The organism is Mariniflexile aquimaris, from assembly GCF_042676825.1.
GTDB lineage: Bacteria > Bacteroidota > Bacteroidia > Flavobacteriales > Flavobacteriaceae > Mariniflexile > Mariniflexile aquimaris.
Map to the genome: position 1 here is coordinate 589,429 of NZ_JBHTIB010000012.1, position 24,918 is coordinate 614,346.

Here is a 24,918-nt window from a genome sequence, read left to right on the forward strand (position 1 = left end):
TTTAAAGAATTATATACGATTAAAATTGTGCTTTAGATTATAATACACAGGCATTTTAGGGTAAAATCGTGATTTATTAATTGGTTGATTCTTATAGTGATTTTAAAATAGCTAAAGAAAATCGTTAGTTTTTTTATATCTTAGAAAAAGCTGAAAGTATCAGCCTATTTTAAAAGGATTCATTAATCAATAGCTTCAGAAAATATGTTACAAAATGTTTTAATAGCACGCGAGATATACGCATCAGAAGAACATAAAATGATGCAGGAAATGATTCAAAATTTCGTCGATAATGAAATAATGGATCACATAGACGAATGGGAGAAAAATGGCATGGTAAGTCGCGACATTTGGGAACGTGCCGGAGCCTTGGGGTTGCTTTGCATTGATATGCCTTTGGAATACGGTGGTAGTGGTTTAGATTTCAGTTTTAGCGCTTTATTCATTGAAGAATTAGGAAAAAAAGGGATTACCGGCCCTGGTTTTTCTTTACATTCTGATATTATTGCACCCTATCTTTTAAAGTACGGTACCGAAGCCCAAAAGCAAAACTATTTACCAAAAATGGCTTCCGGAAAAATGATAACTTCGCTGGGAATGACCGAACCCAATTGTGGAAGCGATCTTAAAGCCATTAAAACCACGGCGGTGGATAAAGGAGATTATTATTTGGTAAACGGCCAAAAAACCTTTATCACCAATGGTTACATGAGTGATATGTCTATTGTAGCCGTAAAAACAAATCCCGGAACAGAAAAAAAAGGCGTCTCTTTATTGATTATGGAAAGCGCTTATAATGGTTTTGAAAAAGGCGTGCCTTTCAAAAAAATAGGCATGAAAGCCCAAGATACCTGCGAATTATTTTTTGATAATGTAAAAGTGCCCAAAGAAAATTTGTTAGGTGAAGAAGGCATGGGTTTTAAAATTATGATGACCGAATTAGCCAGAGAGCGATTAACCGTAGCGCTTAATGCCATTGGTGGGGCAGAAGGTGCTATCGAACAAACTATTGCTTACACCTCAACCAGAACTGCGTTTAAGCAACCTATTGCCAATTTCCAAAACACACAGTTTAAACTAGCGGAATGTGCGACACAATTGCAAATTCATCAGGCTTTTTTAGATCGTTGTACGCTATTAATGGCAAAACACGAACTCACTGCCGAAACAGCATCTATGGCAAAATACTCGGCAACCGACATGCACAATAAAGTAGTGGATGAATGTCTGCAATTATTCGGTGGTTATGGGTATATGTGGGAGTATCCCATTGCTCGCATGTATGCCGACAATCGCGTAGCCAGAATTTATGCTGGCACCAACGAAATTATGAAATTGTTAATTGCTCGTGGCTTGTTTAAAGAATTGTTTCAGGAAATGAAAGCTAAAAGGAAAAATTAATCAATCACGAATGCATCACCTTAATAATAGTTTATTTACGCTTCAAAATACACTACTAATCTGCATTTTTCCATGCTTCTTTTATATATACTAAGTCTTTTTTAATGCGTGCTAAAACCTCTTTTTTATCAATCGTTATTTTTTCAAGTCCTTGTTCAGCACCACCTAAATCATACTCTACATGCAGAGAAACAGGAACGTTGATTTGATATTTCTTTAGCAAAGAAAAGTAACGGTTAAAATCTACCATACCTTCTCCAAGAGGAACGTTTATAGGCTGCCATTTCCCATTTACAATTCCCCATTTCACATCCTTTAAAACAATAGAATTAATAAATGGCTTAATACATCTTAAACCAAGCTCCCAACTTTCACCACCTTCAACTACAGCATGCCTAATATCGTATTGGCTACCCATATATTTGCCATTTGTTGCTTCTAAAATGGGCAGAAGATCCCACACAGGTGCACCTACATACTTACCTGAAATGTTTTGATAGCCTCCAATAATTCCAAACTTTTCATTAAGTAACTCCAAAGCTTTGGCCTGTTTGCCATACAACGCTTGACTTTCGGCAATTGATTTATCTTCTGGGTATGTTAACCAAGCTGAACGATAATGCGTAAAACCTAATTTGCTTGCCGTTTCCAATACCGTTTTTTGTACTAAATTGTTAGCATCCCAAACATTCGTAGACATCATCTTTGGGCTAAGACCATGTTTTTTCATGGCTTCTACAGCTTTTGGCAAATCATCGACCACATTTTCTGGTAATACATGCCCTTTTGGTCTAACTGTTAAATCGAGACCATCAAAACCCATTTCTGCAGCAGCTGCAGACATATCATTATAGTCAAGAAATTGTAAATGTTTTGAAAACAAATGCACATTGAGTTGGTCTGGAGATGAAGACACCCTGTTATTCAATTTATCGTTAAAAGACATTAATGGAATACTTGCAAGTCCCATAGCTGAAAGTTTGGCAAATTCTCTCCTAGAATAAATACTTAATCGCTTACTCATTTTGTTAGATGATTTGTGTGTGATTTTATATTATATGAAGATAATTATTTTTGAGGGGATTTTCATATTTTGTTTAAGATTTTGTACAATAAAGTAGCCTTCTAAATCGGATTAAATTTTTAAACCAATTAAAACGTCGTTGAGGTACGATACTAAAACAACACTATTGCTTTAACCTGTGAAAAACAGTCTAAAAGTTAGAATTACAGTAAGCGCTCAGCAATTTCCATCCAGGTAGAAACACGCGTAAAGCCATTTTCATGCGCATTATGAGGCGAACTAAATAGCAAGGAATCCCCTTGAAATTTTGAAAGATTCACAACTCTGTCATCAATCAACAAATCCCCATTTAAAACAAACTTATGTCCACACATAATGCGATACTGCCAAGTGATAAAAGGAAAATAGCTATCTAACCAATCACTTTTTTCCTTTAAGGAATTCGGAAATTGTGTTGCCGCAGTAGCAATATACACTTCATGACGTTCACACAGAGCTTTCATTACTTTTTGGCTGTCTTTAATAGGCTTTAAATCACTAAAAAATCCAGGTTGCAAAACGTGATTATGAATACTATCCTGATGCATCTCCGGAACATTTTGCCAAACCTCGCCAGAAGAAATTTTACTTACACATAAATCAGATTTATGTTCTAAATTATATAATTCTATGTGTTTGCCATAAGTATCGGCAATCACATCATCCATATCAACAAAAATTCTCATAGGTATTTTTTTACGAAGTAAGCGATAAAAATATTAAATGTAAATAGTAAATACAACATTTAATTTATACTTAACATTTATAACAGCATAATTAAATTATGTATGTCGTTATTTTTTTATTTATCAATGTCTAATTATTTGAATTCCAATTTTCACAAAAAACAAAGGGAATTAACTGAATTAAATTAATGTTTAAACTTTATTTAGTCCCTTTCAAAACTACACAAATAGGGTATAATTTGTAATTAATTTAGTAAATTAGGTTTTATCATTATTTATAGCAAAAAAACCTATGAAGTATTTACTATTCTTGCTATTTTTTTTAAGCTATTTATCCATACAAGCACAAAATACGACTAAAACGCTGCATGCAAAATATATCGATTCCTCCATTGAAATAGATGGTTTATTTGAAGATGTTTGGGAAACCGCAGAAACAGGAGAAGATTTTATTCAATACTTTCCAACCGATACTGCCAGGGCAAAACATCAAACAACATTTAAAATTCTTTATAACGAAACGACGCTTTATGTTGGTATTAAAGCTTATGTTCCAAATAAAAACTATGTAGTCTCATCTTTAAAAAGAGATTTTAGAGGTGCAGACAATGATAATGTCACTTTTGTTTTTGATACGTTTAACGACGGTACCAACGCCTACTTTTTTGGCGTTACACCTTATGGCGTACAACGTGAAGGTTTAGTCTCAGAAGGTGGTTTAGAATTTAGCTCAACCTGGGATGTTAAGTGGCAAGCGGAAAGCACGATGTACGACGATTTTTATATTTCTGAATTTGCCATTCCTTTTAACTCCTTAAAATTCATTGAAGGAAGTACGCATTGGCGCATGCGAGGTTATAGATTTAATTTACAAACTAATGAACAATCTTCTTGGACTCGGGTACCTCAAAACCATGATATTGCCTCCTTAGCGTATATGGGAAAAGTGGTTTTTGAGAAACCTTTGAGAAAATCTAAAATGCCTCTTGCACTTATTCCGTACGTAAATATCGCGACAAGTAAAGATTATATAACAAATAATTCTGAGAGTAAATTAAAAACAGGCGGCGACGCAAAAGTTTCTATTGGGAATTCTATGAATTTAGATATTACTGCGATTCCAGATTTTTCGAATGTAGAAGTAGATGATATTTTTACGAATCTAACCCGGTTTGAGATTTTTTTACCAGAAAAAAGACAGTTTTTTATTGATAATAATGATGTGTTTGCTAATTACGGAAGCACCTCCGACAATATACCGTTCTTTTCAAGGCGTGTGGGTTTGGCAAGAGATGCCAACGGTAACTATATAGAAAATAAAATTTTAGGAGGTATTCGCTTAAGTGGAAAACTAACACCTACCTGGCGCTTGGGGTTTCTTAACCTGCAAACGGACCAAGATTCGGAAAACGACATATCATCTTATAATAACATGATGCTCGCCTTTCATAAAAAAGTATTTACCCGCTCTAATCTTGGCTTTTTTATGGTAAATAAGCAAACGTTTCAGGATAACGCCTTTTTACTGCCAGAAAATAAATATAATCGGGTGATTGGTATCGATTACGACTTAGCTTCACCCAACAACGTTTGGAGAGGAAACTTTTTTGTTCACAAATCTTTTCAACCAGAAGATAACAAAGGTAATTTTTCTGCGCAGTCTAATTTAATTTACGATGATAGAGATTGGAAGTTTTTAGCAGAAGCGACCTATGTTGATGAAGATTACAGGGCAGATTTAGGATTTGTTCCAAGAAAAGACATCTTTAAAACCCAACAATCTGTTATACGGCGTTTGTATCCTAAAGAAGGTTTGAAAAGCAGTCAAAGTTTTGCGTTTTCTGCTTTAAACTATTGGCGGCCGAATTTAGATTTTACAAATACCGACCAACTTTATAAATTAGAATGGATCTTAAATTATAAAAATAAATCGGTTTTAGAATTTCAATTTGCTAATAACTACGTGTATCTAACCAAGGCCTTCGATCCAACTAAAACTACTGGCGCTATACTTTTACCAGAAAACACAGACTATAGTTTCAATCAATTTACCGTGTCGTACGAATCGAATCCTGCAAAATTATTTACTTTCAGCACGGAAAACAGTATAGGTGCGTTTTTTAATGGAGAAAGTATCGCTGTTTCTGGTCAACTAAAATTCCGTTTTCAACCAAAAGTAAATATAAGTTTAGCCTTAAATTACGATGGTATTAGACTACCAGATCCTTATGCCGATGCAGATATTTGGTTGGCAACGGCTAAATCAGAAATAACGTTTTCTAAAAGTTTGTTTTGGTCAACTTGGGTTCAATATAGCAACCAGCGCGATAACCTTGGTATTAATTCCAGATTGCAATGGCGTTTTGCACCGCTATCAGACCTATATATTGTTTATAATGATAATTATTTTACAGGACTATATGCCCCAAAATATAGATCGCTAAACTTAAAACTATCCTATTGGATAAATATGTAACTATGGCCAATTCAAAAGATTTATTCAGAATGATTCCCGGGATTCGAAAGGAGGGAGTTTCATAATGATTTATGCAAATAATAAACACCAAATTATTATACTCAAACTATACTTTCTTCCTTTTCTTCAACAACAAAAACGCCCCAATTTGCAATAGATTGAATAACAGGAATTAATGTTTTTCCTAAATCAGTTAACGAATATTCAACTTTTAAAGGTGGTTTCGAAGTGTATACTTTTCGTTTAATGATTCCATCTTCTTCTAAAGTCTTTAATTGTAAGCTTAACGTACGCTCTGTAACCGTTGGCATTTCCTTTCTTAACTCGTTATAGCGCAAGGTTCCGTCAATCAAATGATATAGTATAACGGTCTTCCATTTACCTCCAATAACGCCCATGGTTAAACTTGCACAACATGGATACTCTTTGCCTTTAAATTTATACATAATACGTTTAATAAATTATAATTTTCTTATTTGCAATAATGCAAAGGTATAATACTATATTTAATTATACAACTATACTTTTTATAGTAAATTTATTGTTTATTAATCATCTGTTAAACAGTACTTTAACTAAATATTTTTATACTATCATTTTCGACCGTTATTGTGAAATAAAATAACTATACATACTTTTGTCACTATAAAAATGATAGTAACATATATTTAATAGAAAATTACAAATTATGAATACACCAAACATTGCAAGAGAAACTATTTTAAACGCATTCCAATTTAGACATGCAACTAAAGAATTTGATGCAACAAAAACAATCTCGAACGAAGACATCGATTTTATACTTAAAACAGCAAATTTATCTCCAAGTTCTTTTGGTTTCGAGCCTTGGCATTTTATAGTGGTTCAAAATAAAGAATTACGCGAATTATTAAAACCCGTTGCCTGGGGTGCACCTTTAAAATTAGATACGGCAAGTCATTTTGTATTAGGATTAAGTATGAAAGCACCTATGGTAAAACATGATGCCGATTACATTATGCATATGATGAAAGATGTGAAGCAATTACCTGCAGATGTTATTGAAATATACTCTAAATTTTACAGAGAATTCCAAGAACGCGATTTCGATTTAGATACCGATAAAAAATTATTCGATTGGTCGTCTAAACAAACCTATATCGCTTTAGGTAATATGATGACGTCTGCCGCATTAGTAGGTATAGATAGTTGCCCTATTGAAGGATTTCATCAAGAAAAAGCAGAAGCATTACTACAAGAAAAATTTGGCGTAGATACTACTAAATACGGTTTATCTTTTATGGTTGCTTTTGGTTATAGAAAAGCAGCTCCAGAATTTGCAAAATCAAGAAGAAACTTTGAAGATGTTGTTTCTTGGAAATAAACACAGCAATTTTTTAATTAACATGACAAAACAAATAACAGCAACAATCGCCTTATTATTAAGTGTTTATGTGAACGCACAAACGCCAAAAACGGATGCTGTTAAAACTAAAAACGAGGTTGTAACAACAAAACAAGTAGCATGGGGATGGTTAAACCCGTTACGAGGCGATAAAAGTCCAGCTGCAGGTCAACTTTGGGGAGATCGCACAGATACATTGGCGTCTGGATTTTTAGTAAAATTCAACAAAGGATTTTCGTCACCACCGCATATTCACAACAAAACGTATCGTGGAGTCGTTATAAAAGGTTTGTTGCATAACGATGATGAAAATGCAAAAAAACAATGGCTGCCAGCAGGATCGTTTTGGCAACAACCAGCAGGAGAAGCACACATTACGGCGGCTTCGGGTGAAGAAAATCTGGCGTACATAGAAATTCAAGAAGGGCCGTATTTAGTAAAACCTACCGAAGAAGCTTTTGATAATGGCGAGCGTCCTGTTAATGTAGATAAGGAGAACTTAGTTTGGTTAAATGCTAACGATATTGCTTGGGTTTCGAATGCCAGTAAGGTGAAAACGGCCTTTTTATGGGGAAGTTATAAAAAAGGAGAATTACATGGAAGTATGTTGAAATTACCAGCTGGTTTTGATGGAAATATTAAAAATTTAAGTCCGAATTTCAGAGCAGTTATCATTCAAGGACATATTGCACATCAGGTTTCAAATAAAAACGACGTTAATCTTTTAGAAGCTGGAACGTATTTTGGTGCAGCACAAAATTCTACACATAAAATCACGGTAAAAGATAACCAAGAGGCGATATTATATATTAGATCCAATGGAAAATTTGAAGTAACATCAAATTAAGATTAAAAAGTTGATTAATAGCAAAAGGAAGCCACCATACTAAAGTGGCTTTTTTTACATTGAATAAAATTACTATGAAACAATTCGAAACTATAAACAAAGCTTACAATGATGTTTTTAAACCAAACACATTAAGTATTGGTGTTGTTGTTCCTATAGAAAATTATGCAACGAGCGCAATTCCAACCATACAAGAACACTTAAAACGTGTACAGCAGGTTGAAACCTTAGGGTTTAAAGCACTTTGGATTCGGGATATTCCGTTTAACGTCCCTAGTTTTGGTGATGCAGGACAAACATTCGATCCGTTTACCTATTTGGGGTTTTTAGCAGGACAAACCACAGAAATAGCCTTGGGGGTTTCAAGTATTGCCTTACCATTACACCATCCTTTACATGTAGCGAAATCGGCGGCAACCATCGATCAATTATCTAACGGAAGGTTATTATTAGGTGTTGCTTCGGGCGATCGCTTTGATGAATACCCAGCTATGGGAATAGATTATGAAAATAGAGGCGAATTATTTCGAGAAGCTTTTGATTATATTAGAAATGCTCAACATAATTTTCCAACTTTTGAAACCAAAAACTACGGAAGTTTACATGGAAACATCGATATGCTACCAAAAGCAACTACCCATAAAATCCCTATGTTAATGACAGGAAGTAGTAGGCAAACGCTAGAGTGGAATGCCAAACATGCCGATGGTTGGATGAATTATCCTAGAGATTTATACACTCAAAATAACACGATAAGAGAGTATAGAGAATTAGTCGCAGAAACGCAGGAATTCGATAAACCATTTATGCAACCTATGTATTTAGATTTGCATGAAGACTCGAATTTTAAGCCACAACCTATTCATTTAGGATTTCGAATGGGTATAAATTATTTAAGCGATTATTTAGAAAAGTTACGAAGTATCGGGGTTAATCATTTGGCCTTAAACTTACGTTTCAATACAATGAATATGGATAAAACTTTAGAGCAAATTGCAACAAAGGTATTACCAGAATTTCATAATTTTAGCAATACAAAACATGTAAATTCGAGCGCAATCGAGACTCCATAAAACCTTGCCATTACGCTCGAAGAGGCAATAAAATAGAAAACAAAACACCATGACTAAACATATTTTAATTACAGGAAGTACAGACGGAATAGGAAAACTAACGGCTTTAAAACTAGCAAAAAATGGCCATACAGTGTACATTCATGGTAGGAGTGAAGCTAAGGTAGCTACCGTAGTATCAGAAATAAAAGAAGCATCAAACAACCCAAATATAAAAGGCTTGGTAGCTGATTTTTCAGATTTAAAGGCAGTTACAAAACTCGCAGAACAGATAAGTAAAGAGATTCCAAAAATTGATGTTTTAATTAACAACGCAGGAATTTATAAAAGTCAAATCAATCAAAATAAAGATGGTTTAGATATACGAATGACTGTAAATTACTTGGCGCCTTATGTGCTAACTTATGCTATGCTGCCATTGCTTAAAAAGGCAGAAGCACCCAGAATAATCAATTTAAGTTCTGCGGCGCAGTCAACAGTTTCAACATCGGTTTTAACAGGAAAAGAACGGGTTTCAGATAGTAGCAGTTACGCACAAAGTAAGTTAGCTTTAACCATGTGGAGTTTTTATTTGGCGCAACAAGAGCCCACGATTACGGTTATTGCTTTAAATCCAGGGTCTTTATTAAACACCAAAATGGCGAAGGAAGCTTTCGGACAGGTGTGGTCGCCAGCAGAAAAGGGTGTGGATATGTTATATGATTTAGCTATATCAGAAAAGTATAAAAATGATTCCGGTAAATACTTTGACAATGATAAGGGCGAAGATAAAGGCTGTTTTTCACGAGCACATGCCGATGCTTACGATTCAGAAAAAATAGCGCGATTAATTACTACTACAACAAGCTTATTGAATAGTTAAATATGCTATTGTTTTTATTTCAATTTTAATGGAATAAATTCTAAATTCCTAATATTCCTTTCCATTCTAAAATCACATTGAATAATCATCATCATAAGAAGATTGTATGTGCAAAAAACAATTCTCGATTTCCAAATCATCACAAAAAATCCTTAGAAAATCTTAAACGCAACACCCATATAGTAATCATAAGGCTATTTATGATGTAAGAAGAAGAAACAAACCTATAAGAAAATTTGTTGGATTTAATTAATTTTTGTTCTATATTAAGCAACTAAAAACTGAACTGTTCTCTAAAACATTGCGGTTCTAATTATTCATTCTTAAATTTTTAAATTCATATGAAGAAAACTTTACAACAAATCGTACAACTATTACCAATTGGAGGCTTCTTATTAGCTTTACTTTTCACCGCTTGTTCAGAGGGAAAATTGCCTACCGAAGAGGACAACATTGTTACTCAATCTCAGGAACAGCAATTCACTTTGGTGCAACAATTAAGTGAGTTTAACCAAATTAAAGGTGATTTCGGCAAATTAGAAATCGGTGATTTAAACAATGAAACTCTTAAAAGTGCTAAGGCTAGTGGCGATGACACTGGTCGTTTCAATATCACGTTAAAATATTTAATTCCGCCAACCTTAAGACAAAGTGAGATTTTTGATGCGGCTGTAGCCCGTTGGGAACGAATTATTATAAAAGACGTTCCATCATTTACTGGTACATTGCCTTCTGCTTTCGGTTCCTCATTTAACATAACAGGCACAGTTGATGACATAATTATCGAAGTTTTACTTACAGAAATTGATGGGCCTCTAGGTATTCTGGGGCAGGCAGGTCCTCGATACGTTCGTTCAGATGACTTTTTAACCCTGAGCGGTGTTATGATTTTTGATACTGCCGACCTAGGTTTACTTGATGAATTAGACTTGTTTGAAGATGTTATTGTACATGAAATGGGACACGTTTTAGGCATTGGTACACTTTGGAATGTCGAGCCATTTTTCCCAAGAACTTTAAGAGAAGGTCCTGACAGCAATCCTTATTTCTCGGGTAAAAAAGCTAATGTTTTCTGGAATGCTGAAGGCGGAACATTCGAACTTCCTATTGAAAATATGGGAGGCACAGGTACAGCATTGGGTCACTGGCGAGAGTCTACTTTAAACAACGAATTAATGACCGGTTTTTTAAATTTAGGCAAGAACCCGTTAAGTCGAATCACTGCTGGATCTATGAGAGATCTTGGTTATGGTTCAGCCACTATAGGCGAATCGTACGATTTACCACGTGGTACACCTGGTGTTAACATCAGTGAGCTTGGAGATTATGGAACAGAAATAAATCCTGGCCTTAATATTGCAAAAATGGAAGTTTTACTGCAGCCTATTGGTTTCGTGACTGCGAAATAAAATTACATCTTATATCTTTTTTTAAACAGCTTCGTTTATTTAAAGACTATTATTATAGAAAGCTTGTATTAGAATATTTAATCTAATACAAGCTTTTTCAATATCAATGCAACCTTAATTTAATAAAATGACTTTTAATCTAAAACCAAACTAGTACAATAAAAAAGTACTATCTTAAATCACATAATTTCACCATGCAGTTCGTCCGATATTGGTTATTTTAACGAAAAAACTGTGCGTTCATGTGGTTAATACTTCAGTAACGAAGAAAATTATTAGTTTTCAACCGAATTAATAATAATAGCAACACATGAAAAATTTAATGCCCCTTATTTATTTCGTTTGTGTTTTAGGTTCTTACCAAGTACTTAACGCTCAAAAAATTGATAAACATAGCCCTATCTATGATTACTCAGAACAACATTTAAGCAACACCGACACTATTCCAGATTTTGCTTCAAAACCTGACAAATTAAAAATTACCGGTATCATTTATGAAAGCGATGGAAAAACACCTGCAAAAGATGTGATTCTTTACGTTTGCCAAACGAATGAACATGGTGATTATGAGTTGAAACGCGATGAAAATCGTAAACGTTACATACATCACCGAGGCTGGGTTAAAACCGATGCCGATGGGCGTTATACGTTTTATACATTTATGCCTGGTACAAATCGATACGTAAAAGAATTAAAACAAATAAAACGCATTATAAAAGTACCTGGAAAACCAGAACAAGAATTGAATGCTTTCTATTTTAAAAACGATCCATTATTAGCCGATTTAACGCTTGCATGTCGTACTAACGCTGTATCAAGCATCGTTAAATTAGAAAAACAAGGTAATATGTTTGTGGCGACAAGAGATATTAAACTCGAATCTAACTTATCTAGTATTCAATAGAATAAATTAAACTAACTCAATTTAAAAAATCTCACGCTTCGTGGGATTTTTTTATTTAAAAGTGTGCCGTTGCTCTTCTGTGGCAGATGCTTTTAATAAGTGGTTAAATGTTCTGATGTTATCAAAATTTTGGGTAATGGCTTCAGATACCGCGATATCGGAGATACCCGTTTCTAAGATGTCTGCAACATCGTCTGTAGTAATACCGCCAAAACCAATAATGGGTGTTTCCGTTTTTAAGGCTTCAATAATAGCTGTATAACCATTTAAACCTAAAACTGTGCCTAAGTCGGCTTCGGTTGGTGTTAATCTGAATGGACTTAAACTAATATAATCTACTTCTTTAGAAACTAACATTTCGCAATCTTGCAAGGTATTTGCTGTGCCTCCAATAATTTGCCAAGAGTATAAATGCTTTCTTGCTAGCGTAGGGCAGGAGTCGGTTTTTCCTAAATGAACACCATCTGCTTTCACAGCGACGGCTATCTTATAATAATCATTAATAATTAATCGGGTTTGAAAATGCGATGTGATGTCTCTGGCTTCTTTGGCTAATTTTAAAAACTTTTTTTCTGAAACACCTTTTAAACGAAATTGCACTAATTCTGCACCAAAAGTACAGGCTTTTTGGATGTTTTCTAAAAGCTCTTTTGGAGAGTTTCCCTGTGATATATAGTGTAATTTAGGTATTATCATGACTTAGTTTCTTGCAGGTGGATATAGGTAAGCGTATTAAAATTTAAACCTGTGCAAAAATACGACTATTATAATCACCAAAGCACAATGGAAACTCATGAAAACTAAAAACCGTTAGTTATTTTGCGTGAAAATTAATTATACTTTTACTTTAAATTATTACTGTTAATTTATTGCAATACAAACATTAACGACTGCATAAAACTATTATATCTTTTAAAATAAACATCCATATTAAAGTGTTTATAACATGAAAAAACACTCTGAAGCTTTAACTAGTTTTTGTGCTTTTAGTTCAAAATTACAAGTCATTTAAATTACTATTTGCTAGCTTTTGCATCCAATATATTAATTACTTTTCCGTAAATAATTAATGAAATAGCAGATACTAAAGCAATGGCGGCAAAGTAATACCAAATATAATGCGCGTTTACAGATGCTAGTTCCCAAGCTTCACGTGTTTCAAATAATTTTGGTTCAGGACAGTATTTTGAAAGTAAATATCCTGATAATCCAAAACCTAAAATAGATGCAAGGAAGGAATGTAAATGACTAAAACCGAGATATAATCCTTCTTCGCCTTTTGGCGCTTGCAAAGAGAAAAATTGTAAGTATCTGGGCGAAATAAAAGATTCGGCTAAGGCCTGAAGCGCGATACCAATAACCATCATCAATGCAATAGGATGCATGCTTACTATACCAAGATCAATTTCTCCGCCACTAATCCAATTACCTGAAGCCATAGCAAGCGCAGAAAGCGGCATGATAAACATACCAACTGTCATAGAAACTAATGGTGTTTTGCTTGCCATCATTTTCGTCACAAAAGTAACAGTTAGCACGACTACTAAAGGGTTTACGTTTGCATACCAAGATGGCGAAGCACCTTCTCCAGCCAATCTAAGAACGTATTTTGGCATGGTGGCATAGAGTTGATGTTGTACCATCCAAAACCCCGTAATTATTATTATGAGCGTGATTAGTCTGCCGTTAGTCAATACCTTTATTAAAGCTCGCCAGATTTCACTAAAGGTTTTTCCTTCACCTTGATGTTTTGAACTTTTATAAAAGAAAACAATCATTATCAATGCTAGAAGTGTCATGACTGCTGAAAAATAATTGATATAAACAAACCCCATGTCTCCCATAGAATCTCTTAAAGGTTTTACAATTGTTTTTCCTGAAAATGCTCCAATATTCACCATCATATAAAATATAGAGAATCCTTGAGCTCTATTTTGCTCTGTAGTTTCTTTAGCAACGGTGCCAGTGATAACCGATTTAATAAAAGAACCACCAATCATGATTACAAGCATTATCGGAACAATAGCCCATCTTTCACTTGATTCAATGATTCCAGTAAATTCAATATCACCCGAATAGTCTACGAGCCCAATCGATTCGAGAGCTGTTGGTAACACACCCAAGCCAAAATATCCTAAACTTAAAAGTGTAAAAGCAATTATTAAAGAATATTTAAATCCTATTTTATCAGCCAAAGCACCTGTAAACGTTGGTAATAAATACAATCCGCCTGAAAAAACGCCAGATAATAAACCAGCTTCTACATCGCTAAATCCTAAGATTCGGGATAGATAAAGTGTAATAACGATAAATACGCCATAATATGCGCCTCTTTCTAGTAGTTCAACAATATTTGCTGTCCAAAATGCGCGTGTAAATCCTTTCAACGAGTTAAACATATATTTGTTTTAATTTGAATTTATTAAGGTGGACTAATATAGGTATTTGATATCAATCTGAATATTCATAAATCAATATTTAATTAGTGATTCTTTAGTTTCAAATTACACTACTGCTTTTTAACCGACCCTTTAAATTTATAAGTAATACCAAAATTAATTCCAAAGGAAGAATAAGGCACTTTTTGCGATAGTTTTTTTGAGGTATCTGTATTGGTATTAGGTAAATTATCAACATAGGTTGTTTTTTTAACAACACCATTCGGCAAGTTATCTAAAGAATAATAATCATGAACCGCCACTGTACCATCAGGTAAAACAATATCTGTACTAAACTTCGAAAGTTCAGAATCTTTACGTTTTAAACTAATTCCATAATATTCTCCCTCTACAAAAAGACTCAAAGACGTATTTAAATCAAACTTATAACCAAGGGCACCAACAAACCCTAATGGAAATTGTCCGTGAAAATCTTCTGTGTAATTGGTTTCAGAATAGGAGCCATAAGGCACACCAAAAGCATCGGCTTCTTCTTGCGAAAAAACAGCTTTTTTATAAACCACAGCTTCGGTTTTGCCACCTATTTTTATCAACGCTCCAAAACTACCATAAATATGATTGGTGAAATTATACACTACAGAAGTAGATGCACCAAAAGCACGTGCTCTCGCTATAGCATCGACTTCGTTATTAGGTACATTAACTTTAGATACGGTCTGATCGGTACCATGCAAATATCCAAAACCAAGTGCGACACCAAACGTTTCATTAAAGAAATACGTACCTCTTAATTGCACGTTGGCTCCTTCGCCATAACTACCATAAGTATTTTCTGTTTCAGACACATTAACCGTTTCTCCTAATTTCATTCCAGCGCTACTAATAGCATATCCAGAACTAACAGAAACCTGAAATTGAGCATAAGACGCGGCACTAATTATAAACGCAATAAATATTATCACTATATGTTTCATAATTTTTTATTTAAACTATTAATCATTAAAAAAACGATTGAAATTATGGCTGTTTACAGCCAATTTCAATCGGGCGCAAAGGTACTTTTTTTCGCAGGGTTAAGTGCTGTAAAACCGTGAGAAAAATCAAGTTTTTAACCTCAAAAAACTCAAGTCTTTGATTTGTAATCAAGTACATTTTAAAAATAATACCTTCCGAGAAATTTTACTTGGCAATCTAGTCTACAAAAGGAGCCTTTAACCTATAAAGTAATCTTAAATGGCACTAAATTCATCAAAAAATCATGTATCTTTAAGGTTCAATTTTAAAGCTAACATTATATTCTACGATGAAATATATCTCCATTTTTTCCTGCATGTTTATTCTACTATTACTTGGTTGCAATGAGGTAAATCCTAAGGGCGAAAAAGAGGTGCGTAAGTTTGTAAAACAATGGAACGATGCCCATACTCAAATAAAGTCGCCTTACCTGGAACGCTACTATATGGATGTTGTAACTTATTACGAAAAAGAGTTTAGGAGAGGCCAAGTACAGCAAGATAAGACGATGCTGTTTCAGCAATTTCCGGACTATACACAGCGTATTTTAAACGATGAATTAGAAATCACCAAAGTGGCGGGAAGCTTTTTGGTAACGTTTACCAAACAGGTTAATTACAATGGTGTACAAGCCAATTATCCTTCGTATCTAACCGTGACTTTTAAAAATGGTGAATTCAAAATAATTCGAGAAGGCGTGTCTAAGAATGCTGAAAATCTGGATGCACCCATTTTTCCAGGGGCACGCGACAGTAATACCGCGATATCTAATAACAGGCAATTGTATGGCGATTTTAATGGCGACGGACTATCAGACTATGCGACAGTAATATCGCCAGAAATACGCTCTGCTACCAATGCCGATACCGTGCAATGTAAGGGTGAATGTAACAGCGTGATTATATTTAGTAATAAAAATCTAGAACCCATCACCATAAAAGGCGCGTACCAATCACAATTAGAAAATCTTAAAGACTTGAATAGCGACGGTGCCGACGAGATTGGTTTTTGGGATATAAAACCCACTTCAAAAAGCCTCTATATTTTTAATGCAACAAATGGCATCTTACTTTGCGAGCCCATATTTATTAATACCACCGTTCATAAAAACCTAAAACTTATAGACGTTTTTAAAAAAACAGGCACCAATAAAATTACAGTAACGTCTAGCGAAGAAGTTAATGGCAAATGGGTGTTAAAGAGTAAGGTGATTATGTTGAAATAAGGTGTGTGTGAACAATTAACTTTGGATTCAGTGTCATAAAATTTAAATTGAACGAAACTCCATTTCAAAAAATTATGAACCGGCGTCAATCCACGAGAAATGCATAGCATTCACGAATACGTCTAAATCAATTAATTAGCTTAAACATAATCATGAACGTTATAAAACACTTGAGTGTTCTTATATCTATGATTATGCCAAATATCGCCCAAAAGCGCTATTACGCTAATTGTTATAAAATGTACTATAATTAATATTATGTAAAATAGAATATTTTTAAGCCTATCTATTTCAGCAGGTTAAATATTTTTTTTACTTTTCTTATTCAGCATATAATCTATATCCCCTTTTCGCTCGTAATTATACTATTACTTAACAACAACTATTAAATTATGAAAAGAATTTCGATTGTATTACTTGCCACAGTGTTATTAACGGCCTGTGTATCTAAAAAAAAGTATCTGGCCTTAGAACATGAAAATGGTGAAATTAAAAGTGCTCTAACCAAAACCCAATTTGAAAAAGAAGAATTAGAAACTAAATTCGCCATTATTGAAGCACGTGTGGAAGCTTATAATTCTAAAATAAATTCGCTTACTGCCGATAACGATGTAAAAATGGAAGCTGTTGGTGATGTAGCTGTAATATCGAATGAAACTAAAAAGCAAATGCGTAAAACATTAGCTAATGTAGATCCTGCGAAATTAAGTCAAGCTACTACCCTTAAAGATTCAATGAATTTAGCGGTGTCTTATAACTTGCAAAAATCTTTAGATAAAAGCACTATAAATGAAGACGACGACATTGCTATCGATATAGACGAAACTGTGGTTATGATTTCTATTTCAGATAAAATGTTATTCGATACAGCTAGCTACCGTGTTAGTAGCAAAGCGAACAATATTCTCCAAAAATTAGCGAATATTATAAATTCTGAACCTAGTATTGAAGTTATGGTTGAAGGTCATACCGACGCCAGATCTATTAGTACCGAGAAAATCGCCGATAACTGGGATTTAAGTGTATTGCGTGCTACATCGGTGGTTAGAGCATTACAAAACAAATACAAAGTAGCTCCAGAAAAACTAATTGCTGCCGGAAGAAGTAGCTACTTACCTGTTGCTGGAAACGATACTAAAGAAGATCGCTCTAAAAACAGAAGAACACGAATTGTTATTTTACCAAATATTAATAAATTCTTTGCCCTTATGGCATCGACAGAACAATAAAATCCCTTAAATTAATCCATTGAAAAGACTGCCAGTAGCATATTGGCAGTCTTTTTTTTTTAATAAATTGAGAACTTCACTTCGAAATAATAGAGATTACAACCATTTTGCAAAATAGTCCATCATCTCTTCTTTTAAATCGTAATGCATTTTAATATAAGTCCGCATATCATCTTTTAATGGATATTGTTCGTTTTGTAAGCGTCCATCAATGCTTTCAGAATAATCGGCATTATTAATATTTACCATTTTATTTCGAATGCGGTGTAATAATTTTGAAATAGCACTTTTTTCGAGCATAATTCTATTTTGAAATACTTCTAAAGGTTTCATAGCTTTCATGCCGTGTTCGCGAGCCGCTATTTCTTCTAATTTTTCTTGAAACGTATCCATTTCATTAAAATGAAAACGTAGTTCGCGTTTCCAGGTTTCTAAATTAAACCTTAAGTCGCTTAAGTATAATACTTTCGTTTGCATAATTCTACTATTTTAAAAGTGATTAATTAGTGTTTGCTATTTGACTTTGTATGTTTGCTGGTACGGGTTCGTAGCACGAAAATTTCGATTTAAATGTGGCTTTTCCTTGCGTAATACTTCGTAAATCGCTCGAATATCCAAATAACTCCGCTACAGGAATCTGGCATTTTAAAATCTGACAATTATCGCCTGTTTCAAAGCCTTGAATAATAGAACGTCTTGCTTGTAAATCGGTCATCACATTTCCAACCATGTCTTCAGGAACTTTTACAACTACTTCATTTACAGGCTCTAACAACTTAGGATTGGCATTTAAAAAAGCTTCTTTAAAGGCATGTGCCGATGCTATTTTAAAGGATATATCGTTAGAATCTACCGCATGCATTTTACCATCATACACCATAACACGCACATCGCGTATAAACGAATTTGTTAATGGCCCTGATTCCATAACTTCTAAAACGCCTTTTAAAACACTAGGTAAATAACGCGCATCTATAACGCCACCTACAATACAATTATAAAACACGAGGGTTCCGCCCCAATCTAATTCTATAACTTCTTTGCCTCTAATATTAAAGCCTTCTGGTTCTGGCATATCTTCAAACCAAGGCTCTATTTTTAAATGTACTTCGGCAAACTGTCCAGCACCACCAGATTGTTTTTTATGTCTGTAACTGGCCGTTGCTGGCTTTTGAATGGTTTCACGGTAAGGTGTTTTGGGTTTATCAAACGCCGCTTCGATGCCATAAACATTTTTTAGAGTCCAGTCGATAGTCGCTAAATGCAATTCCCCTTGGCATCCTAATATTTGCTCTTTGGTTTCTTTTGAAAACGACATGACCACGGTGGGATCTTGACTATGAAGTTTCTTCAAGGCTTCACTTAATTTTTCATCTTCTTTTGATGAAACCGTTTTAACTGTTTTTGTAATTCTTGGTTCCGGGTAACTAATCCCTTTAAAAGTGATTGGTTCTTTTCCGCTGTAAAGCGTATCATTGGTTTCGGTGTATTTTAATTTTAAGGTAGCACCAATATCGCCAACAACCAGTTTATTTACAGGATTTCGGTCTTTTCCATCCATAATAAACAGCTGATTAAACGTTTCTACTTCGTCGCATCTAGAATTGGTGAGTTTATCGTTTATATTCAATTCGCCCGATTTTACTTTAAAAAAAGTGATTTGCCCTAAATTAGGTTGGTACAAGGTTTTAAATACAAATAAGGTGGTAGGCTCGTCTTTTTTAGGGTAAAGCTCCTTCCCTTCTAACGTAAGTTCGGGTTTTAAATCGCCTGCTGCAGGTGCTAAATTATCTATAAAGCCCATTAATCGGCCTGTTCCCATATCGCTTAATGCCGAAATACAGAAAACTGGAAACAATTCGTGGTTTAACATCCCTGCTTTAATGCCTTTTCGCATTTCTTCTTCGTTAAGCGTTCCTTTTTCAAAGAATAACTCTAAAAGTTCGTCATCGTTCTCGGCAGCCTTTTCTACCAATTCGTTATGCAATTCGTTAGCCATTTCTAGATGTTCTTTTGGGATTGGCAATTTATCTGGTTTCCCGCCTTCTGGTTTAAATTTATAAAGTTTCATTTTAAGCACATCAATAATGCCTTGTGCACCATCTATTTTAACTGGAAATTGAATTTTTACTGCATGATTTCCTACCAGTTTATTGATGCCTTTATAACTTTCTTCGAATTTTAAACCTGGGTGATCTATTTGATTAATTACAAATAGCGTCGCTTTTCTAAATTTATCGATGTAATTCCAAATAATTTCCGTGCCTACTTCTACCCCTTGCCTACCGTTAATTACGGTAACCACGGTATCTGCAACGCTAATAGACGAAATAATTTCGCCTATAAAATCGTCTAGTCCTGGTGTGTCTATAATGTTTATTTTATAGTTACGCCACTCGGTGTGTAACGGAGTGGCGTAAACAGAAGCGTTTCTTTCGTGCTCTATGTCTTGGTAATCTGAAACAGTATTTTGGCTTTCCACCGTTCCGCGTCTGTTGATTAATCCAGCTTCAAATAGCATGGTTTCAGACAAAGTTGTTTTACCACTGTGGTGAGCACCAACCAACACAATATTTTTAATGTGCTTTTCGTCAAATACTTTCATATGTCAGATTTATTAGTTTAGAATCTAAAGCTAACATCAATAAATGATAAATAAAATGACTTAAGTCATTAAACGACTCGAAAAAAAGTGTAATTAAGAATAAGTTTAACTTTATTTTAAAGCTTTTTAACCAAATTAACTCCGTTGATGCCTTATATTTGCACTCATTTTAGAATTAAGGGTGATGAAGTCCAAAAGCAAAACAAAAAAATCAAAATCTCGAGCGAAGCTATTGCATCAGTATTATAGCTACACTGGGTTCTATAATTTTGTTTGGAATGCCGTAAAAAAAGCACTGCCTTTAATCATTCTAATTGTAATTGGTATTTATATAACCAATCATTTTGTTGATATTAATGCCAGTTTGGTAGCGTATACTGAAACACTTCCAGTTTATGGCGTTTTACTTTTCTTTTTTGTTTCTGAAACTTTATTGGGATTAATTCCTCCCGAAATTTTTATTGTTTGGTCTGGAAATATGGATTACCCTTGGGTGTATCTTACTATTTTAGGCTTCTTATCTTATTTTGGTGGTTTATTAACCTATTGTATTGGTTACATTATTACAAAAACACCAAAAGTTCATAATTACCTGGAAGTAAAAATGGCGAAACAACTCAAAAACTCAAGAAAATGGGGTGGCTTTTTAATAGTAGTAGGTGCTTTGTTACCACTCCCCTTTTCAATTTCATGTTTAGCTGCAGGCATTATTGAATTTCCGTTTAGAAACGTTGTTATTTATGGCTCCTTGCGCCTACTTCGTTTTTTTATTTACGGATTGGTTATTTTTAACGTGTTTTAATACATCATGTGTCCAGTTCAATTTTAACATCTATTACTATTAATATATAAAATTTATGTTTTCATTCTTAAATATATTCCGAATTACAGCGCTCTTAGAGGGCGTTTCGTATATTTTACTACTGTTTATTGCAACACCCGTAAAATATCTTTTAAACGACCCGCAATACGTTAAACTTCTGGGTATGCCTCATGGTTTATTATTTATAGGCTACGTTGTTTTAGCTTTTATGCTTAAAAACGAATTAAAATGGAACCAGAAACAGTTTATTACCGTGTTATTAGCGTCCATTATTCCATTCGGAACTTTTTATATCGAAAAAAAGTATTTAAAACCACTTAGAGATGCAGAATTATAACCATTTTTTTTACGATTATTTTGTATCGGTAGGATCTAGTGCTTCTGCGGCTAAATACCTTAACATGCTTGCGCTGAGCATTATATTATTGATTGTAATTTTTATAATCGATTTTCTTATCAGAAAGATATTGGTTCAAATTTTCTCGCAATTCGCATCGCGTTCTAAAACCAATTTTGATGATTTACTGGTTACCAATAAGGTACCAAGAAATGTAGCCCACATTATTCCGCTACTCGTGGCTATAGAATTTGTTCCCGCTGTGTTTATTGATTTTCAAGGGTTTGAAATCGTTGCCGAACGTGGATTAAAAGTGTTTGCCATTGTTTTAACTTTATGGATTGTTAGAAGTTTATTAAATACGCTTAAAGATTACTTTAAAACACTACCTAATTTAAAAGACAAGCCTATTGATAGCTACATACAGGTATTCATGATTTTTGCCTGGGTAATTGGTATATTTTCGGCATTCGCCATTATAACACGTATCCCATTTTATAGTTTTTTAACCGGATTAGGTGCAGCATCGGCAGTAATTATTTTAATATTTAAAGATACCATTCTGGGATTTGTGGCAAGTATTCAGGTGTCTATTAATGATATGGTTCGGATTGGCGATTGGATTACCTTCGAAAAATATGGTGCCGATGGTAATATTACCGAAATAAATCTGGCGACCGTTAAAGTTCAAAACTTCGATAAAACCATTACAACCATACCTACCTATGCCCTTATTTCCGATTCGTTTAAAAACTGGCGAGGGATGACAAATTCGGACGGAAGACGCATTAAAAGAGCTTTAACTTTTGCTATGAATAGCATCAAGTATTTATCTAAAGATGACGTGGTTAAGCTGAAAAAAATTCAATTGCTTACCGCCTATCTTGAAAAACGACAAGAAGATATTGATTCGTTTAATGCAAATCATAATATTGATAAATCGTTGCTTTTAAACGGAAGAAACCTAACCAATATTGGTGTGTTTAGAAAATATATTGATGCGTATATCAATAATCATTCGGCAATAAATAAAGACATGATTATTATGGTACGTCAATTAGAACCTACGGCACAAGGAATCCCATTAGAAATTTATGCATTTAGTAGTGATAAACGTTGGGAAAATTACGAATATATTATGGCCGATATCTTTGACCATCTTATTGCTGCAGTCCCTTATTTCGATTTAGAAATATTTGAATTACCAAGTACATCTGCTTTTACCCATAGCGACAAAAAATAAACGCCTTTTAAATTTTAAAGCACATTAGATTTAAAAAGATTAATACTCAAAATATGATTTTTGTAATCCACAAAAATTTTATTTTTTTCTATGCCTTTTGGTAACGGAAATGTTTTCCTAAAATATGCTGAGGGATAGCAATATCTATGTTTTGCAGTTGTAGTTTCACTAGTTTTAGACAAACAAGCTTCATCATGTCTACCCGTTGTTAGCACCAAGTCATTATTTTTTATAAAACAATTAAAGTCCTCTTTAACATAACCAAATATCTGGAATTCTAAGTAGTAACCCTCATTCGTTTCAGTAAACCGAACTTCAGAGGTATTCGTATTTTTGCTCTTATTAGACTTATACAAATCATAATTTGAAACACTGGAAGTATAACCAAAGGCTTTACTTTTATTAACTGAAGGAGACATGATATTTGGTATTTAAATGTGGTTTTTTGATGTCTTATCAAAAAAATAATCAACCTAAAGAAAACTTTAGTTAAAGCGCTATTTTTGATTGGGGCTGGAAAGTTAGTACAGTAAACTTAAATACAATTTAAGCTTCTGATTGTCTTAAAGGTACAAATTAAAATGGAAATTCATGTTAAGCAAAATATAATTTTTTTTAAAATTAGATTATAACTACTTGAAAAGCGCCTGTATTAATTCGTTTTATTTTCTAGCGAAACTCGCGTGTTATGTACGTAATATGGCATAAAAAAAAGGATTCAGTTTTAATTTACTGAATCCTTTTTTAATATTAAAAATCGTTTATTCCTAAACGTTAGCTGCTAACCAGTTACCTACTTCTTTAGTGCCATAAGCTTTTCCGCCGTCTGCTAAATCTTCAGTCACAATACCTTGTTCTAAGGCACTATTAACCGCTTCTCTTATCGCTTTACCTTCTTCTTGCAATCCGAAATTTTCAAACATCATAGCAGCCGATAAAACCGTTGCCATAGGGTTTGCAATATTTTTTCCTGTCGCTTGTGGGTAAGAACCATGAATGGGTTCAAACAAACCAATATCCGATCCTAAAGATGCCGATGGCATTAATCCCATTGATCCAGAAATTACCGATGCTTCATCCGTTAAAATATCTCCAAATAAGTTTTCAGTAATTAAAACATCATAACTATTTGGCCATTGTACCAAACGCATCGCTACTGCATCAACAAACTCATAAGAAACGGTTACTTCTGGGTAATCCTTTTCCATAGCTTGAACAGTCTCTCTCCATAGTCTTGATGTTTCTAAAACGTTGGCCTTATCAACACAACATAATTTTTTAGAACGCGTCATCGCTAATTCAAATCCTTTTTTAGCCAAACGTTGTACTTCAGCGCGTGTATAAACACAGTTGTCAAACGCCGTTTCACCACCGTCTCTTCTACCCTTTTCACCAAAATAGATACCACCTGTTAATTCGCGTAAAAACACTAAATCGGTACCTTCAATACGCTCTCTTTTTAATGGCGATTTTTCTAATAACGATGGAAACGTAAAGGTTGGTCGCACGTTTGCAAATAAACCTAAAGCTTTACGCATTTTTAGCAAACCTTGTTCTGGTCTCACTTTCGCAGAAGGATCATTATCAAAACGTGGATGCCCAATAGCACCAAACAAAACCGCATCAGAACTTTTGCAAATTTCGTGTGTTTCATCAGGATAAGGCTCTCCAACAGCATCAATAGCTGCAGCACCAGTTAACGCTGGTTTCCAGGTTATCTCGTGTCCAAATTTTTTCGCAATCGCGTCACTTACTTTAACTGCTTGTTCAATAACTTCAGGTCCAATTCCATCACCTGCTAAAAGTGCTATATTAAATTTCATTTTATAGTTGTTTTAATCTTTAATTTATTTTTTTTGGCGTTACCCAAGGGTCGGGCTTTACGTTACAAGTCCTCGCTCCCTAGCGGTCGCTGTGGGCTTTTCACTGCAATCCCTA

At 34.2% G+C, this 24,918-nt stretch carries 23 protein-coding genes; 13 read left to right on the plus strand and 10 right to left on the minus strand.

Annotation, left to right across the window (positions count from 1 at the left end):
• Positions 1 to 204 precede the first annotated feature (204 nt).
• Positions 205 to 1,401, plus strand: coding sequence for an acyl-CoA dehydrogenase family protein (locus ACFQ0I_RS10595; RefSeq protein ID WP_379942085.1), 1,197 nt, complete (start codon positions 205 to 207; stop codon positions 1,399 to 1,401).
• A gap of 55 nt (positions 1,402 to 1,456) precedes the next feature.
• Here ACFQ0I_RS10595 and ACFQ0I_RS10600 read toward each other — a convergent pair whose 3' ends face one another.
• Both ACFQ0I_RS10600 and ACFQ0I_RS10605 read right to left on the minus strand, forming a co-directional pair.
• Positions 1,457 to 2,425, minus strand: a complete 969-nt coding sequence (locus tag ACFQ0I_RS10600) for a sugar phosphate isomerase/epimerase family protein (protein WP_379942087.1) — start codon at positions 2,423 to 2,425, stop codon at positions 1,457 to 1,459.
• Positions 2,426 to 2,628: 203 nt separating this feature from the next.
• The gene (locus tag ACFQ0I_RS10605) at positions 2,629 to 3,150 is read right to left on the minus strand and encodes a 5' nucleotidase, NT5C type (RefSeq protein WP_379942089.1); all 522 of its coding nucleotides are present in this window, start codon (positions 3,148 to 3,150) and stop codon (positions 2,629 to 2,631) included.
• Positions 3,151 to 3,442: 292 nt separating this feature from the next.
• Between ACFQ0I_RS10605 and ACFQ0I_RS10610 the strand changes: the two genes are divergently transcribed.
• Positions 3,443 to 5,626, plus strand: a complete 2,184-nt coding sequence (locus ACFQ0I_RS10610) for a carbohydrate binding family 9 domain-containing protein (protein ID WP_379942091.1) — start codon at positions 3,443 to 3,445, stop codon at positions 5,624 to 5,626.
• A 101-nt stretch (positions 5,627 to 5,727) separates the two neighbouring features.
• Here ACFQ0I_RS10610 and ACFQ0I_RS10615 read toward each other — a convergent pair whose 3' ends face one another.
• On the minus strand, positions 5,728 to 6,072 hold the full coding sequence (locus ACFQ0I_RS10615) for a winged helix-turn-helix transcriptional regulator (protein ID WP_379942093.1): 345 nt from the start codon (positions 6,070 to 6,072) through the stop codon (positions 5,728 to 5,730).
• 242 nt (positions 6,073 to 6,314) lie between these two features.
• Here ACFQ0I_RS10615 and ACFQ0I_RS10620 point away from each other — a divergent pair, with 242 nt between their 5' ends.
• From ACFQ0I_RS10620 to ACFQ0I_RS10645, 6 genes are all read left to right on the plus strand, one after another.
• Positions 6,315 to 6,989, plus strand: a complete 675-nt coding sequence (locus ACFQ0I_RS10620; protein WP_379942095.1) for an NAD(P)H-dependent oxidoreductase — start codon at positions 6,315 to 6,317, stop codon at positions 6,987 to 6,989.
• 22 nt (positions 6,990 to 7,011) lie between these two features.
• Complete coding sequence (locus ACFQ0I_RS10625) at positions 7,012 to 7,857, plus strand: DUF4437 domain-containing protein (RefSeq protein ID WP_379942097.1); 846 nt, start codon at positions 7,012 to 7,014, stop codon at positions 7,855 to 7,857.
• Positions 7,858 to 7,931: 74 nt separating this feature from the next.
• The gene (locus tag ACFQ0I_RS10630) at positions 7,932 to 8,930 is read left to right on the plus strand and encodes an LLM class oxidoreductase (RefSeq protein WP_379942099.1); all 999 of its coding nucleotides are present in this window, start codon (positions 7,932 to 7,934) and stop codon (positions 8,928 to 8,930) included.
• Positions 8,931 to 8,979: 49 nt separating this feature from the next.
• On the plus strand, positions 8,980 to 9,792 hold the full coding sequence (locus ACFQ0I_RS10635) for an SDR family NAD(P)-dependent oxidoreductase (RefSeq protein ID WP_379942101.1): 813 nt from the start codon (positions 8,980 to 8,982) through the stop codon (positions 9,790 to 9,792).
• Positions 9,793 to 10,223: 431 nt separating this feature from the next.
• Positions 10,224 to 11,201 carry a leishmanolysin-related zinc metalloendopeptidase gene (locus ACFQ0I_RS10640; protein WP_379942103.1) on the plus strand — a complete coding sequence of 326 codons (978 nt, stop codon included), beginning with the start codon at positions 10,224 to 10,226 and terminating at the stop codon, positions 11,199 to 11,201.
• A gap of 310 nt (positions 11,202 to 11,511) precedes the next feature.
• On the plus strand, positions 11,512 to 12,105 hold the full coding sequence (locus tag ACFQ0I_RS10645; protein ID WP_379942105.1) for a hypothetical protein: 594 nt from the start codon (positions 11,512 to 11,514) through the stop codon (positions 12,103 to 12,105).
• 51 nt (positions 12,106 to 12,156) lie between these two features.
• Here ACFQ0I_RS10645 and ACFQ0I_RS10650 read toward each other — a convergent pair whose 3' ends face one another.
• From ACFQ0I_RS10650 to ACFQ0I_RS10660, 3 genes are all read right to left on the minus strand, one after another.
• On the minus strand, positions 12,157 to 12,801 hold the full coding sequence (locus tag ACFQ0I_RS10650; RefSeq protein ID WP_379942107.1) for a thiamine phosphate synthase: 645 nt from the start codon (positions 12,799 to 12,801) through the stop codon (positions 12,157 to 12,159).
• Between the two features lie 320 nt (positions 12,802 to 13,121).
• Positions 13,122 to 14,504, minus strand: a complete 1,383-nt coding sequence (locus tag ACFQ0I_RS10655; protein WP_379942109.1) for an MFS transporter — start codon at positions 14,502 to 14,504, stop codon at positions 13,122 to 13,124.
• A 110-nt stretch (positions 14,505 to 14,614) separates the two neighbouring features.
• Positions 14,615 to 15,478, minus strand: a complete 864-nt coding sequence (locus ACFQ0I_RS10660; RefSeq protein WP_379942111.1) for a hypothetical protein — start codon at positions 15,476 to 15,478, stop codon at positions 14,615 to 14,617.
• Positions 15,479 to 15,807: 329 nt separating this feature from the next.
• On the opposite strand from ACFQ0I_RS10660, the gene ACFQ0I_RS10665 reads away from it, so the two are divergent.
• Positions 15,808 to 16,743 carry a hypothetical protein gene (locus ACFQ0I_RS10665; protein WP_379942113.1) on the plus strand — a complete coding sequence of 312 codons (936 nt, stop codon included), beginning with the start codon at positions 15,808 to 15,810 and terminating at the stop codon, positions 16,741 to 16,743.
• 392 nt (positions 16,744 to 17,135) lie between these two features.
• On the plus strand, positions 17,136 to 17,972 hold the full coding sequence (locus ACFQ0I_RS10670; protein ID WP_379942115.1) for an OmpA/MotB family protein: 837 nt from the start codon (positions 17,136 to 17,138) through the stop codon (positions 17,970 to 17,972).
• A 96-nt stretch (positions 17,973 to 18,068) separates the two neighbouring features.
• On the opposite strand, the gene ACFQ0I_RS10675 is transcribed toward ACFQ0I_RS10670, so the two are convergent.
• Positions 18,069 to 18,449, minus strand: a complete 381-nt coding sequence (locus ACFQ0I_RS10675) for a hypothetical protein (protein ID WP_379942117.1) — start codon at positions 18,447 to 18,449, stop codon at positions 18,069 to 18,071.
• A 22-nt stretch (positions 18,450 to 18,471) separates the two neighbouring features.
• A complete protein-coding gene (locus tag ACFQ0I_RS10680) occupies positions 18,472 to 20,577 on the minus strand; it encodes an elongation factor G (RefSeq protein ID WP_379942119.1) in 2,106 nt (701 codons plus the stop codon).
• Between the two features lie 184 nt (positions 20,578 to 20,761).
• Here ACFQ0I_RS10680 and ACFQ0I_RS10685 point away from each other — a divergent pair, with 184 nt between their 5' ends.
• The 3 genes from ACFQ0I_RS10685 to ACFQ0I_RS10695 are packed head-to-tail and all read left to right on the plus strand — an operon-like array spanning position 20,762 to position 22,980.
• On the plus strand, positions 20,762 to 21,379 hold the full coding sequence (locus ACFQ0I_RS10685; protein WP_379942121.1) for a YqaA family protein: 618 nt from the start codon (positions 20,762 to 20,764) through the stop codon (positions 21,377 to 21,379).
• Between the two features lie 55 nt (positions 21,380 to 21,434).
• The gene (locus tag ACFQ0I_RS10690; protein WP_379942123.1) at positions 21,435 to 21,737 is read left to right on the plus strand and encodes a DUF3817 domain-containing protein; all 303 of its coding nucleotides are present in this window, start codon (positions 21,435 to 21,437) and stop codon (positions 21,735 to 21,737) included.
• Positions 21,724 to 22,980 carry a mechanosensitive ion channel family protein gene (locus ACFQ0I_RS10695; RefSeq protein WP_379942125.1) on the plus strand — a complete coding sequence of 419 codons (1,257 nt, stop codon included), beginning with the start codon at positions 21,724 to 21,726 and terminating at the stop codon, positions 22,978 to 22,980. The genes ACFQ0I_RS10690 and ACFQ0I_RS10695 overlap by 14 nt, the downstream gene beginning before the upstream one ends.
• Positions 22,981 to 22,994: 14 nt before the next feature.
• On the opposite strand, the gene ACFQ0I_RS10700 is transcribed toward ACFQ0I_RS10695, so the two are convergent.
• Together ACFQ0I_RS10700 and leuB are read right to left on the minus strand one after the other, a co-directional pair.
• The gene (locus ACFQ0I_RS10700; RefSeq protein WP_379942127.1) at positions 22,995 to 23,399 is read right to left on the minus strand and encodes an Hsp20/alpha crystallin family protein; all 405 of its coding nucleotides are present in this window, start codon (positions 23,397 to 23,399) and stop codon (positions 22,995 to 22,997) included.
• 348 nt (positions 23,400 to 23,747) lie between these two features.
• Positions 23,748 to 24,803, minus strand: a complete 1,056-nt coding sequence (gene leuB, locus ACFQ0I_RS10705) for a 3-isopropylmalate dehydrogenase (RefSeq protein ID WP_379942129.1) — start codon at positions 24,801 to 24,803, stop codon at positions 23,748 to 23,750.
• Between the last annotated feature and the right edge of the window lie 115 nt (positions 24,804 to 24,918).

What these genes read in the sequence shown, in the direction of transcription:
- ACFQ0I_RS10595 (WP_379942085.1), top strand. Translation starts at nt 205, where the DNA reads ATGTTACAAAATGTTTTAATAGCACGCGAGATATACGCATCAGAAGAA.
- ACFQ0I_RS10600 (WP_379942087.1), bottom strand. Translation starts at nt 2,425, where the DNA reads ATGAGTAAGCGATTAAGTATTTATTCTAGGAGAGAATTTGCCAAACTT.
- ACFQ0I_RS10605 (WP_379942089.1), bottom strand. Translation starts at nt 3,150, where the DNA reads ATGAGAATTTTTGTTGATATGGATGATGTGATTGCCGATACTTATGGC.
- ACFQ0I_RS10610 (WP_379942091.1), top strand. Translation starts at nt 3,443, where the DNA reads ATGAAGTATTTACTATTCTTGCTATTTTTTTTAAGCTATTTATCCATA.
- ACFQ0I_RS10615 (WP_379942093.1), bottom strand. Translation starts at nt 6,072, where the DNA reads ATGTATAAATTTAAAGGCAAAGAGTATCCATGTTGTGCAAGTTTAACC.
- ACFQ0I_RS10620 (WP_379942095.1), top strand. Translation starts at nt 6,315, where the DNA reads ATGAATACACCAAACATTGCAAGAGAAACTATTTTAAACGCATTCCAA.
- ACFQ0I_RS10625 (WP_379942097.1), top strand. Translation starts at nt 7,012, where the DNA reads ATGACAAAACAAATAACAGCAACAATCGCCTTATTATTAAGTGTTTAT.
- ACFQ0I_RS10630 (WP_379942099.1), top strand. Translation starts at nt 7,932, where the DNA reads ATGAAACAATTCGAAACTATAAACAAAGCTTACAATGATGTTTTTAAA.
- ACFQ0I_RS10635 (WP_379942101.1), top strand. Translation starts at nt 8,980, where the DNA reads ATGACTAAACATATTTTAATTACAGGAAGTACAGACGGAATAGGAAAA.
- ACFQ0I_RS10645 (WP_379942105.1), top strand. Translation starts at nt 11,512, where the DNA reads ATGAAAAATTTAATGCCCCTTATTTATTTCGTTTGTGTTTTAGGTTCT.
- ACFQ0I_RS10650 (WP_379942107.1), bottom strand. Translation starts at nt 12,801, where the DNA reads ATGATAATACCTAAATTACACTATATATCACAGGGAAACTCTCCAAAA.
- ACFQ0I_RS10655 (WP_379942109.1), bottom strand. Translation starts at nt 14,504, where the DNA reads ATGTTTAACTCGTTGAAAGGATTTACACGCGCATTTTGGACAGCAAAT.
- ACFQ0I_RS10660 (WP_379942111.1), bottom strand. Translation starts at nt 15,478, where the DNA reads ATGAAACATATAGTGATAATATTTATTGCGTTTATAATTAGTGCCGCG.
- ACFQ0I_RS10665 (WP_379942113.1), top strand. Translation starts at nt 15,808, where the DNA reads ATGAAATATATCTCCATTTTTTCCTGCATGTTTATTCTACTATTACTT.
- ACFQ0I_RS10670 (WP_379942115.1), top strand. Translation starts at nt 17,136, where the DNA reads ATGAAAAGAATTTCGATTGTATTACTTGCCACAGTGTTATTAACGGCC.
- ACFQ0I_RS10675 (WP_379942117.1), bottom strand. Translation starts at nt 18,449, where the DNA reads ATGCAAACGAAAGTATTATACTTAAGCGACTTAAGGTTTAATTTAGAA.
- ACFQ0I_RS10680 (WP_379942119.1), bottom strand. Translation starts at nt 20,577, where the DNA reads ATGAAAGTATTTGACGAAAAGCACATTAAAAATATTGTGTTGGTTGGT.
- ACFQ0I_RS10685 (WP_379942121.1), top strand. Translation starts at nt 20,762, where the DNA reads ATGAAGTCCAAAAGCAAAACAAAAAAATCAAAATCTCGAGCGAAGCTA.
- ACFQ0I_RS10690 (WP_379942123.1), top strand. Translation starts at nt 21,435, where the DNA reads ATGTTTTCATTCTTAAATATATTCCGAATTACAGCGCTCTTAGAGGGC.
- ACFQ0I_RS10695 (WP_379942125.1), top strand. Translation starts at nt 21,724, where the DNA reads ATGCAGAATTATAACCATTTTTTTTACGATTATTTTGTATCGGTAGGA.
- ACFQ0I_RS10700 (WP_379942127.1), bottom strand. Translation starts at nt 23,399, where the DNA reads ATGTCTCCTTCAGTTAATAAAAGTAAAGCCTTTGGTTATACTTCCAGT.
- leuB (WP_379942129.1), bottom strand. Translation starts at nt 24,803, where the DNA reads ATGAAATTTAATATAGCACTTTTAGCAGGTGATGGAATTGGACCTGAA.